Source organism: Cupriavidus sp. TMH.W2 (assembly GCF_050847365.1).
GTDB lineage: Bacteria > Pseudomonadota > Gammaproteobacteria > Burkholderiales > Burkholderiaceae > Cupriavidus.
Genome location: NZ_CP193795.1, coordinates 226,153 through 238,461, shown reverse-complemented (window position 1 = coordinate 238,461; position 12,309 = coordinate 226,153). Strand labels below are relative to the sequence as shown.

General features: G+C 61.8%; 8 protein-coding genes and 1 pseudogene. 4 read left to right on the top strand and 5 right to left on the bottom strand.

The genetic code is table 11. The features are described from left to right. Positions 1–11 precede the first annotated feature (11 nt). Both ACREYQ_RS33060 and ACREYQ_RS33055 read left to right on the top strand, forming a co-directional pair. Complete coding sequence (locus tag ACREYQ_RS33060; RefSeq protein WP_206363466.1) at positions 12–1,703, top strand: site-specific integrase; 1,692 nt, start codon at positions 12–14, stop codon at positions 1,701–1,703. Between the two features lie 492 nt (positions 1,704–2,195). Continuing rightward, complete coding sequence (locus tag ACREYQ_RS33055; RefSeq protein ID WP_432263180.1) at positions 2,196–5,285, top strand: acetoacetate--CoA ligase; 3,090 nt, start codon at positions 2,196–2,198, stop codon at positions 5,283–5,285. Between the two features lie 317 nt (positions 5,286–5,602). Here the strand turns inward: ACREYQ_RS33055 and ACREYQ_RS33050 are convergent, their stop codons facing one another. The 5 genes and pseudogenes from ACREYQ_RS33050 to ACREYQ_RS33030 form a co-directional block, all read right to left on the bottom strand. Continuing rightward, the gene (locus ACREYQ_RS33050; protein WP_078201668.1) at positions 5,603–5,887 is read right to left on the bottom strand and encodes a hypothetical protein; all 285 of its coding nucleotides are present in this window, start codon (positions 5,885–5,887) and stop codon (positions 5,603–5,605) included. A 922-nt stretch (positions 5,888–6,809) separates the two neighbouring features. Then, positions 6,810–6,963 (bottom strand): annotated as a pseudogene (locus ACREYQ_RS33045) (tyrosine-type recombinase/integrase); the annotation flags it as partial. Between the two features lie 136 nt (positions 6,964–7,099). Continuing rightward, positions 7,100–8,062, bottom strand: a complete 963-nt coding sequence (locus ACREYQ_RS33040) for a hypothetical protein (RefSeq protein WP_432263179.1) — start codon at positions 8,060–8,062, stop codon at positions 7,100–7,102. 20 nt (positions 8,063–8,082) lie between these two features. Continuing rightward, on the bottom strand, positions 8,083–10,101 hold the full coding sequence (gene ligA / locus ACREYQ_RS33035) for an NAD-dependent DNA ligase LigA (protein ID WP_432263178.1): 2,019 nt from the start codon (positions 10,099–10,101) through the stop codon (positions 8,083–8,085). Then, the gene (locus ACREYQ_RS33030) at positions 10,102–10,428 is read right to left on the bottom strand and encodes a hypothetical protein (protein WP_432263177.1); all 327 of its coding nucleotides are present in this window, start codon (positions 10,426–10,428) and stop codon (positions 10,102–10,104) included. A 532-nt stretch (positions 10,429–10,960) separates the two neighbouring features. Between ACREYQ_RS33030 and ACREYQ_RS33025 the strand changes: the two genes are divergently transcribed. After that, positions 10,961–11,326 (top strand): hypothetical protein, encoded by a 366-nt coding sequence (locus tag ACREYQ_RS33025; RefSeq protein WP_432263176.1) that lies wholly within the window; start codon positions 10,961–10,963, stop codon positions 11,324–11,326. A gap of 33 nt (positions 11,327–11,359) precedes the next feature. After that, positions 11,360–12,292 carry a recombination-associated protein RdgC gene (locus tag ACREYQ_RS33020; RefSeq protein WP_432263175.1) on the top strand — a complete coding sequence of 311 codons (933 nt, stop codon included), beginning with the start codon at positions 11,360–11,362 and terminating at the stop codon, positions 12,290–12,292. Positions 12,293–12,309 lie beyond the last annotated feature (17 nt).

Here is a 12,309-nt window from a genome sequence, read left to right as displayed (position 1 = left end):
TAGCCATGAGAATGCTGCCAACCAATCCCCAGACCAATCCCGCGCCGCCTGACTTCCCCGATGCGGCGTCGCTGGCCGCGCTACGCGCCTGGTACGAGGGGCTGTCGGCCCGCGACGCGGTGGTGCGCTACCTGGGCGAGCGCAAGGCCAGCGGCCAGTCCGCGCGCGGCATCCTCGGCCACATCCGGCGTCAGTTGGCCGAGTTCGCGCGCCGCCGGCAGCGCCAGGACGTCGCCGCTTTGTTCGTGCACGGCGCGGCCGAGCGAGTCGGGCGGGCTAAGGCCATCCACCAAGCGGTCGACTTGCTGCGCCGCTTGCCCCCGCCGCAGCCGCAGGTCGGCGACGACATCGGACAGTGGCTGCTGCCTCGTGCCGTGCAGGCGCTGCGCGCGCACGGCATCGAGACGCTGGCGGACCTGACGGTGCGCATCCCGCGCCGGCGTCGCTGGTGGACGGCGGTGCCCGGCCTAGGTCCGGCGAGCGCCCGACGGATCGAAGCCTTCTTCGCCGAGCATCCGCAACTGACTGAGCGCGCGCGAGCGCTGATCGCCGTGGCGGACCACGGGGGGATCGTGCCCTGGGAGCACCTATGCCTGCCCCACGAGGTCGACGGCTCGTCCGGCACCTTCCGCGCCCCACGGCAAACCTGCACCCTCGGTGCGTCGAACGACTACGAGGCCGTCCAGGCCTGGCTGGCGTTGCACGAGTCGCCGGCCACCCAGCGGGCCTATCGCAAGGAAGCGGAGCGGCTGATCCTGTGGGCGATCGTCGAGCGCGAGCGTCCCCTGTCGTCGCTGACCACCGAGGACGCGATTGCCTATCGCAGTTTCCTGCGTCGGCCGACGCCGCACAAGCGTTGGGTGGGGCCACCTCGACCACGCACCTCGAGCGAATGGCGCCCGTTTGCGCAGGGCCTGTCACCGCGTTCAACGGCCTATGCCTTGTCGGTGCTCGGGGCCATGTTCCGGTGGCTGATCCAACAACGCTATGTGCTGGCGAATCCGTTCGCGGGCATCAAGGTGCGCGGCAGCGCGCGTGCTGCGCCGCTGGATACGTCGCACGTGTTCACCGAGGGCGAATGGATGCTGGTGCGCACGCTCGCCAACGGACTCGAGTGGTCCTATGGGTGGGAGGCGCCGGCAGCCCAGCGCCTGCGCTTCGTGCTCGACTTCGCGTATGCGACCGGCCTGCGCGCCAGCGAACTCGTCAGCGCAACCCTTGGTGGCATTGACATTGATGCCCATGGCGACTACTGGCTCTGCCTGGTCGGCAAGGGGGCCAAGGCGGGCAAGGTGGCGCTGCCGCCGTTGGCGCGCGTGACGCTCGACCGGTATCTGGTTGAGCGCAGCCTGCCCGTCACGCGGGCACACTGGGATCCGCATACCCCGTTGATCGGCGGCCTGGGCCAGGACCCGGCCGGCGGCATCACGGGCACGCGACTGTGGGCCGTGTTGCGACGGTTCTTCGTACAAGCGGCGAAGTTGATCCAGGCCGACCACCCGGTTGCCGCCGAGAAGCTGCGGCAGGCCAGCCCGCACTGGCTGCGGCACACCCATGCGACCCACGCGCTGGCCCGCGGCGCGGAATTGACGACGGTGCGGGACAATCTGCGGCACGCGTCCATCTCGACCACCTCGATCTACCTGCACAGTGACGAGGTGAAACGGGCATGCCAAATCGGGGCAGCGTTCTCCGCGCCCTAGCGACTTGGACCAATTGGGGCGGTCAGCGAATCCTTGCTTATATCGAAATGAAGTAGTTCATTTCTTTCAATATAACCGTAAGGCTTATGATAGCGGATTGGCTGTTTAGGTCCGTGGTCCGGTCATTATAGGTAGCCCCTCGCGCGTCGCCGCCGACCGAAAGTTGCTGCCCGTGGCCTGTATCAGGATCTCGTGGATTCGCTCACACAATTCCGGGAAGAAGTTTCCGGACGTGTCGATTTGATAGTGACTCGCGTGTCGTGGTGATCGCGCCTTGCTGTTTCAGCGAAGCCGCCTGGGCTCACGAACTTGAAAATACCTGAAGCCCCCAGACATGTTTGGGCCAGCTGGCCAGTGGTTGCCAGCGGCCTTGTAATATCCTGTAATAATTCGTGCGATGACGCACAGAGCAAAAAATCGCGGGCCACTAGTCTGAATCATCAGAACAAGCCGCTGTTTCGAGCGTGCGTACCGGTCTCCGTGGAGGATCGGATGGATCGTTTTTGCCTGTTAGACGCGTCGTTCTGCCCAAACGGGATCATGGGACGCGTTCCCATTTACAACAGTACGCCAGAGCGCGCCGCAGCGTCGCAGCTGACTGCATTTACCGCGGCCCTGCAGGCATCCACCGGCCAATTTTTCCATAACAACGATGCGCTGCACAATTTCTCGGTACGGGAGTACCGGACGTTCTGGCAATGCTTCCTGCAGTGGTCGCCGGGGCTCGCATGGTCCGGCAGCGCTGAGCCGGTCTGCGTCGGCGACGAGTGCGAGCATGCATGCTTCTTCCCGCAGGTCCAGCTGAATTACGCGGACAACCTGCTCGGCCTGGCGATAGCCACGCCCGACACACCCGCGCTGACCGCCTGTTACGCAGATGGCCGGCGTATCCGCCTGACCCGCGGCGAACTGCGCAATCGGGTAGCTCGTCTCGCGCATGCGCTTTCGGCGTTGGGGCTGCGCGAAGGGGACCGCGTGGCTGGCGTGATGCGCAACGACGTGGAGGCGGTCGTTGCCGCGCTGGCCGTCACCGCGCTCGGTGCGACGCTCTCGACTGCCTCGGCCGAGATGAGCGTCGAGACGATCCTCGACCGCTTCGCGCCGCTGGAGCCGCGACTGCTGTTCGCCCACACCGCGGAGCGGGCGTTCGACAAGGGCATGGCGCTGGCGGACAATATCGCCGATCTGGCTGCTGCGTTGCCGTCGCTGCAGGGCATCGTCCGGCTCGACGACAGAATTCTGCCGGACACCGTCAGGCCGCCGGTCTATTCGCTTGGCGAACTAATCGAAAGCGGCGATGCCGGAAGTTTCGTGTGGCGGCACTTCCCGTTCAACCATCCGCTCTTCATCATGTTCTCGTCGGGCACAACCGGCAAGCCGAAGTGCATCGTGCACGGCGCCGGCGGCAGCCTGCTCGAGCATCTGAAGGAGCATCGGCTGCACTGCGACCTGCGCCCCGGCGATCGGTTGTACTTTCACACCACCTGCGCGTGGATGATGTGGAACTGGCAGTTGTCGGCGCTCGCGTCCGGGGTCGAGATCGTGACCTATGACGGCCCGATCTCAGCGGTCGATGCGTTGTGGCGCCTCGTCGCCGACGAGCGCGTCACCGTGTTCGGCACAAGTCCCGCTTACCTGAAGATGTGCGAGGACGCGGGCCTGGTGCCAGGGCAGCAGTTCGATCTCGGCGCACTGCGCGCGATGATGTCGACCGGTGCGGTGCTGTTCGACGCACAGTTCGAATGGGTGCGCGATCACGTGAAGGCGCTGCCCCTGCAGTCGATCTCTGGCGGCACGGACATTCTCGGCTGCTTTGTGTTGGGGAATCCGAACCTGCCGGTCTATGCGGGGGAAGCCCAATGCAAGAGCCTTGCGCTCGATGTCCAGGCGTGGGAACAGGGTGCCAGCACCAGCGGAATCGGCGAGCTGGTCTGTGCGAACCCGTTTCCGTCACGTCCGCTCGGCTTTTTTGGCGACACGGAGGGAAAGGGGTTTCACGCTGCCTATTTCACCGGCAACCCGGGTGTCTGGACGCACGGCGATCGCATCGAGTTTTCGCCGGAAGGCTCTGCGCGGCTGCATGGGCGCTCCGATGGCGTGCTCAATGTTCGCGGCGTCAACATCGGTCCCGGCGAAATCTATCGTGTGCTGCGCGATATCCCGGACATTCGCGAGGCGCTGGTGGTCGAGCAGCGCTCGCCCACCGCCCCGCCTGAGCGCACGCACGCGCAAAGGTACGACCAGCACATCGTGCTGCTGCTGGTCTTGCAGGATGGCGTCGCGCTGACCGGCGCGCTGGCCGCCCAAGTGCGCCGCGAACTCGCACGTCGCGCGTCGCCGACGCACGTGCCAGACCGGATCATCGCCGTCGATGAATTGCCGGTCACGCATAACGGCAAGCTGTCCGAAGCGGCCGCGCGCAATGCGGTCAACGGCCTGCCGGTCGGCAATGCCGCGGCGTTACGCAATCCCGGCTGTCTCGACGCGATCCGGAACCATCCGGCACTGAACCTGGCGGCGCGCGAATTGCCACCCGCCGGCGAGTCGCGCGAAGAACTCGAACGTCATTTGCAGGGGCTGTGGGAAAAGCTGTTCGACTTCGCGCCGATCGGTCGCGACGACAACTTCTTCGAGCTGGGTGGTCATTCGTTGCTCGCGGCGCGGTTGCTCGCTGATGTGCATCGGTCGACCGGGCGCACGATTCCACTCGCGACGCTGCTGTTCGCGCCAACAATCGCGCGCCTCGCCGCAGCGATCGACGAGGCCGCAACGCCGCAGTCGTCGATCCTCGTGCCCGTACGCGCCGGCGCCGGGACACCGCTGTTCATCGTGCATGGCGCGAGCGGCTCGGTGATGGAGTGCTGGGGAATGGTCTACGCGCTGCGCAGTTCGCGCCCGGTCTATGGACTGCAGGCACAAGGCCTTGACGGCGAGCCGACACAGCTGCGCGTCGAAGACATGGCGACCAGCTACATCGAACAGATGCGCACCGTGCAGCCGCGCGGACCATACGCGCTGGCCGGCTACTCGTTCGGCGGCCTGGTCGCCTTCGAAATGGCGCAGCAGCTGACGCGCGCCGGCGAGCACGTCGAGTTCCTGTGCCTGCTCGATACCTATGTGGGCGAGCATTTCCTGCCATGGGGTGCCTGGATGCGGTACTGCTGCACGTATCTGGGATGGCAGTGGCGCAAGCTGCGCGCGGTGCCGGCGTCGCAGTTGTTCGCTTACCAGACCTACATGCTCGGGAAGGCCGCGGGCCGCGTAGGGATAAGATCCGCGCGGATGATGCCCCAGCCGGACGCCTTCACCGAATCGTTGCCGCCTGCACTTCGGCGCGTGCGTGAAACGATGGGACTCGCCATGACAGCCTATCGGCCGCGGCCGTATCACGCGGGCCCGATTGCCTATGTGCGCGCGGCGATTCGACAGGAGCATCGCGGCGACCCGATATCGCTGTGGCGGCGTGTCGCGCGCGGCGGCCTGACGATTGCCGAAGTGCCCAGCAGCCACATCGATATGCTCCTCGAACCGAATCTGCAGGTCGTCGCGGCGGTAGTGGACGACGGGTTGGCAAACGCGTGACGCGGCGGGCGTGTTTCAAGAGGCGCCGCAAGGCTTGAGCGGGGATCGGATGGCATGCAGCAGGATTTTTTCACCGCACGGAATGCGGGACCTACTGCGTCTCTCTTACTGCCTGATCCGAGCCGCCTCTCGTTGCCGCAAAGCGCCATGCATGTGTGGGTACTGAATGACGCTATGGTCGAGCCAGTATGTTCGGCGCTCGCCCACACGCTTTCCCCGGATGAGCGACAGCGTGTCCGCGCCTACACACACGAACGGAATCGCAATGACTTCATTGGCCGGCGGCTCTACGTTCTGCCAGTGCAAGTCCGCAGAATTTAGGACGCTTGGCTGCCCACCGCTCCCACGCTTGGCTTACCGTCGACCTCATCGATTCGCGGCAGCATGCCGACCGCAATGCACTGCCTGACCGTGGCCAGTAGCCCAGCAACGTCCCACCTGTTCCCCTCAAGCGCAACCAAGGCGTCGCCGGTGATGGCAAAGCGCCCGCCGCAGACGGCGCAGCGGTAAATCCGGCCGCCGCGCAGGCGGTCATGCGGGTCGCGCCAGCGCCGCGCGAGTTCGGCGCATAGCACGCAAGGGACGGCTTCAGTTGCGCTCATAATTTGACCCCGTTGCGCTCTTCTTTGGCGATAAATCACAGCACCAGGCTGATGTCCGAGCCTGGTGCCCTAAGCCCACCGTCAGGACTAGCCGCGGCGGGCAGCCCTTGTAGTAGCGGACCTCATGGCAGGATCGTTCCGGACATTTAGAGCCGGCAGGGTGGTGGCTTAGTGGCAGTCCCCAACAGCTTGCCACAAGTCTACGCGGGGCGTGTCGCTATGCATGGTGCCCTTCCGCACGATTGGTTTCAGATGACCAAAGGCTTTGCGGCGTTGCGCACAATTCAAATGTCGCGGCGCGACATGCCTGCGGATTCGTGATTGGCCCAAACTATTTGTAGCCCTCGAGTTCCTCCGCAGAGGGCTTCCCTTTTTTGGACAAGTAAGCGAACGGCTCGTGGAAACCCGCTATGGGATCGACAGGCTCACCCCCATGTCATCCTTATGGCTCATTCCACGCCTTAATGCCATTGTGTAACCATGCCGACACAGCCCGCCGATCCGGGATTGTGAATAACGAGATCAGAGCTCTGACTGAGCTACGAGGAATTGAGGCCTCTTGATGGCGAGTCTCCACATTCACAGCTAAGCAACGGCGGCGGGCTGTCCCCCTTCTTTCAACACGGGCATCTCGCAGTCGATATCTTCTTTATCGTTCGCATCGTTGTCACGGCACCGACCTACGGTTCTCCACGACGGATTCTGTCCGCGGTGATCAAATGGCGATCGAGAAGGCATCTCGACGGCCCCAGCAAGCTCTCCCGCTGGGCGGTCAGGCCCGCTGACCTTGAGGTCCGAGTTCGGCCAATCCCTGCCGTACACTAACTGCTTCTGGCTGGCTGAAGGGGCCTGCGGATTCAACCGGTCGTTGGCAGATTGGTGCGCGAATTACCGCGACGGGTTCGAGCCACACATCTCACTCGGCCAGCAGAGCCGGCGGAATCAGCCGCGTCGGCGCGAACTCGGCGCGCGCGGCTGCCAGCGGACAGACCGGCAGCCGGGTTGGCGTGCAGGTAGCCGGTGTCGTACCAGTAGCAGTACAGGCTCGCCACCACCGCCAGCGCGCGTGCGCGGGTACCGGGCTGTGATTCCCTGGCGAAGTACGCCGCGGCTTCCTAGCAACTTGGTGTTCGGGCCAATTGGGGCGGTCAGAAACTCTCCTTGCTTATATCGAAATAAAGCGGTTTTTCTCTTTCAATATAACCGCAAGGCTTATGATAGCGGATTGGCTGTATCTTGGCAGGACCCGACCTTCATCTTGTGGCCATCTCGCCTGTGCTGATCCCACCAGTCGTTCAATAGCTTCAGAGCTGGGTGGGACTCAAGTCCACCTGGTTGGCCGGCTACTGAGTTGGCGTAAGCCGAGCCTTTCTCGACGGGAATCGATCGGGCGAGTTCAATTGCCTCAAGCAGGATGGACGCGGGCATCTCGACAGATCCGTTCTGACGATGGCTGTCAGAGAATTTGGTAAAAGTAACATGCTTTACCTCATGGATCTGTTCTTCCTGGAATGCCTGGATTGACCATGCCTGCTCATAGTAGATCGGGGGGATCGCCAACCGCTCCTGGATGTAGTGCCCGACTACCATATCGGGTTGATCTGGAACGACGAGGTTCGCCTCACGCACAATATCGCGGTTCCCCGCCCCGAGGTCTTCGTCCTCTTGGTGACCAACGAGCGAGATGGCGGAACGGCCCCCTGCGCTTTGCGCATCCCGAGGCCAACAGGTTGCGTCCATGGTGTAGGTCCGCCCTTCGCCGGGCAGCAATTGTACGTGGATAAGTTGGCGGCACTCCCAGCCTTCCGCGTGTGCCCACAGCCAGGCGCGGTTGAGCAGCCAGGCAAACTGGATGTCGAATTCCGCCACTCCCTCGGGAATGGGAACCACCCATCCATTCCGCATCTCCGTAGACCCGCCGACGAAGTACCGCCTGTTCGGGTAGGGTTGACGAATCTGGACGCCGCCTGGCGGCGTGATATCGATGCCAAGGGTGGTCGTAACAGTCAGTTCGACCTCCTCATAGTTGAGGTGCGCGAGCGCTGCCTTGGGGACAAACAACTTCGGCCTGATGTGCAGCACCCTGCGATCAACATCCCCTTTGCCGAGCGGATTTCCATCGGCCGTTACAGTAAGCACCTCGCCGCTGGAAGTGGCAATCGTTGCGAACTTCAAGGTGAACTCCTCCGGTGTTGTCACGCAGTTCCTGCTTTGCACTCCGCAATCAGGCGGGCCTCGTCCCAGATTGCGACGCCCAATGCTGTGGCCTTCTCCAACTTGGAGCCGGCCGCCTCGCCAGCAACGACGGCGTGTGTCTTCTTCGACACGCTGCCAGAGACCTTCCCTCCTGCTGCTTCAATCATGGCCTGTGCTTGTTCACGGGACATCGTGGGCAAAGTGCCGGTCAAAACGAGCGAGAGTCCAGTCAGTGCTCCGCCACTCGCCTTCTTTGCTTCACGAGGCATGACGATGACCGCGAGTTTGTCAGCTTCTTGACCAAGAACCGGGTCCGCAAAGAAGTCGATGACGCTTTGCACTGTGACCGGGCCGATCCCATGGACGCGGCCGAGGGCTTCTGGCGTCGCGTTGCGGAACTCCTTCCAAGAGCCAAAGACGGTGGCCAGATCTTTGCTGGTCTTCTCCCCGACATCTTCAATTCCCAAAGCGAAGATGAAACGGTGGAGTTCCGGCGCAACGGATGAACCGATTGCACTGACCAGGTTGCTTGCGGATACCTCCGCGAATCCGGGCAATCGAGAGACAGACGCGGCATCCAGGCAGAAAAAATCGGACGGCATCGTCACCAACTCGGAATCAAGCAAGGCTTTGACCGTCTGTTCCCCAAGCCCGTCGATATTCATTGCCAATCGCGAGGCAAAGTGGGCCAGGCGGTACAGTCGCTGATCAGGGCATTTCAGGTTCCCCGTGCAGTAGTGGTCTGCCGCTCCCTCGGCTTGGTGGATCGGTGAGGCACACACCGGGCAGGAAGTGGGCATTTCGAACGCAACCGCGTCAATCTGACGGAGCTCGGTCACAGTTCTGACGATCTCGGGAATCACATCCCCGGCGCGTCGCACCACGACCGAATCTCCGACACGGATGTCCTTCAGGCGGATTTGGTCCAGATTGTGGAGCGTGATACTGGACACTGTCACACCGCCGACAAAAACAGGTTCGACCTTGGCCACTGGCGTGCAGGCTCCAGTACGGCCGATCTGCACAACGATCTGATTCACGGTTGTGGTTTTTTCCTCGGCCGGGTATTTATAAGCGATTGCGAAGCGGGGGGTGCGGTTGTTCCAGCCAAGGCGGGCCTGTGCGGCGAAGTCGTTCAGCTTGAAGACTACGCCGTCGATTTCGAATGGCAAATCCGCTCGGCCGGCGCCGATTTGTGCGAACAAGGCGCGAATTCCGGCTTTTCCTGTGACCTTGGTGGCAATCGGGCTGATGGTGAATCGCAGGCGGCGCAAGCCCTCGATCAACTCGACTTGGGTAGAGGCACCAAGTGGCGTTGAACCGTCGGGCGACACCGCACCATAGGCCATGAACGTCAGCCGTCGGGTGGCCGTAACGCGAGGATCGAGTTGACGGATGCTGCCGGAAGCTGCGTTGCGCGGATTGACAAACTTCTTTTCTCCACTCGCCTCCTGTAGCGCGTTGACGATGTCGAAGTCTCGTTTGAACATCACGACCTCGCCACGCACCTCGAGATCAATAGGTTCCGGCAATCGAAGCGGAATGTTGCGGATAGTCTTGACCTGTGCCGTCACGTCTTCCCCAACAAATCCGTCTCCACGCGTTACCGCGGAGACGAGCACCCCCCGCGTGTACCGTGCGCCGATGGCAAGGCCATCGTACTTGGGCTCTCCGGAGAGTTCGAGCGATTCCTCAGGCAGGCCCAATTCCTTCGCGACTGTGTCAACGAACGACATGGCCTCTTCTTCGTTCATGGCATCGCGTAGCGACAACATCGGAACCCCATGCTCGACCTGGTCGAATTCGTCAAGTGGGGCGGTGCCGATGCGCTGAGTTGGAGAGTCAGGCGTAATGAGATGAGGGTTTGCTAATTCGAGGGACTGGAGTTGACGAAAGAGTTGATCGTACGCTTTGTCAGGAATCTCCGGATCGTCCAGCGCATAGTAGCGGTAGGCATGATGAGCCACTTGCTGACGGAGCTCAGCAATCTGAGTTTCAGGAGTCTGTGAGGCGGCCATTCAGTGTGTCCCTCTCTTGCTGACGGGTTTGGGGTGAATGAATACAGCCTGGCGGTTGTGCCACGTGACGCTCCATTCCAGGAAACGCTCACACTCTGCGGTCGCCGGGCCGCGAAATGAAACACCAGGGTCGTAGTGCTCAACAAAGAGCGCGCTTGACGGGGGAATGTCTGCCCCATAGCGACGCAGGATCTCCGTTGCGATCCGCTCCGCGGCGAACGACAGAGGATGGCCGTTGTTCTCTGCCAACTCGGTGACGATGAACAGGCGCTGCTGGCCGTTCAGTTCAAACCGGGTCAATGCATAGACGCCATCATCAACCGCCAACAGGTGCGGGCCTACGACTCCTAAGAACCCCGCGCGCTGGATGTAGCCAGCAGGCGCGGATACGCGAGTAGGCAGTCGATACACTTTGCAAGTGATACTTGTCAGATTAAATCTGATAGTATTATACATCAATGTTACCAAGGCCCGGCCTAGTTTGGTCATGGCGAGGCGAGTATGTTTCGCCCGTTTCGAGCTCAAAGAGGGGGTGACAGCAGCATGGAGAATAGACATTTGTGCCCTTCCTGCGCAGGCAAGAAACAGCTTTGTGGTTTCGTGCTGGATGCCGACGGCAAGAAGAGGCTATCGGCCGAGGCGCCCTGCCCCATGTGCAAGGGAGAGGGATTCATCACTGACGAGCAGGTCGCCTGGATTCGGCAAGGTTGGATGCACCGCCAATCGCGCGTGGCCCTGAAGGAGTCATCGCTAGCCGCGGCTCGGCGTCTCGGTTTGTCTATTGAGCAGCTTACCGATGCGGAATTGGGACGTGTCTCACCCACTATCCTCCGCCTCGTCCCAGAGGTGGCTTCCGCCGGTGCTTACTGAATCCGACGCCCGTCGTTTTGCCGACGGAAGAAGAGCGCACGCTGGGACGGCTGTTGAGCTCATTGCAGAGGAGTTGGCAACTCACCGTGCCAGGGGGTTCACGGCATCCGCTGATGCCAGGTTGCTCGAAGGCGAGCTCCCAGCCGTGGCAGCCTGCTTTCTGTTCGGTGGGTTTGAGGTCAAGGCTGGCTGCTGGCCCGAAGAGTGGCCGCGAGGACTTCTGCTCGACAAATCAAGGGTCAAGCAACTGGTGATCGCTGGTGCGCTGATCGCTGCGGAAATTGAGCGCCTTCAGGCTGAGGCAATGGTTAGTCTGAGCGAAGGCACCAAGCTACCGCCGGTCATCGAAATTTGAGTCAGAACTATAGGTACGTGTCGTGTATTACATTTGCAACAACAGCACAAGGGCCTGACGATGTTTTCAAACTTGCACATCTATCGCCTGACGCGTCCGTGGGAGATGACCGCGGATCGACTTGAAGGGTTGGTTGAGAAGCGACCGTTTCAGCCGTGCGGCAGCCAGGATATGAAGTCGATGGGCTGGGTTAGTCCCCAGGATGGCGGCCCTCTTGTTCATGCCCAGGGACGCCAGTGGTTGCTATCCCTGCGCATCGAGACCAAGGCCGTGCCAGGTGAGGCAATAAAGAAGACGGTCGCGGAAAAATCCAAGGACTATGAACAGCGCAATGGCTACAAGCCGGCGCGGAAGGTTCTCAAGGAGATGAAAGAGGAGGCGCTTATGGAACTGCTGCCAAGAGCCTTCCCGAAGCAAGCGACGATCCAGGTTTGGATCAACGCCGAAGACGGCTGGGTCGCCATGAATACCTCCACGCCATCGAAAGCGGATGACGTGGTCAGTGTTTTACTCCAGACCGCCGAAACGGCCCCCATTTGCCTCGTACGCACGAACCAGTCGCCGGCGCAGGCCATGTCGGATTGGCTCACGTCTTGTGAGGCTCCGGACCATTTCACTGTCGATCGTGAATGCGAGTTGAAAGGCACGGAAGAGGAGAAGCCGACGGTCAAATACTCGCGCCTCTCCCTCGAGCGCGACGAGATCCGCCAACACATCGAGGAAGGCAAGCGTCCCACCAAGCTGGCCATGACCTGGGAGGACCGGGTGAGCTTCATCCTGACCGACAAGTTGCAGGTGAAAAAACTCACTTTCCTGGATGCCGTGATGGAAGAGGTCAATCTCGATGCGGAAGATGCTGATGCCGTTTTCCACTCCACATTCGCGATCATGGCCGGAGAATTGTCGAAATTCTTCCCTGATCTCGTCGAGAGTCTCGGTGGCGAGGAGCAGTACGAAATCGCTTGAACTATACTCAACATGAG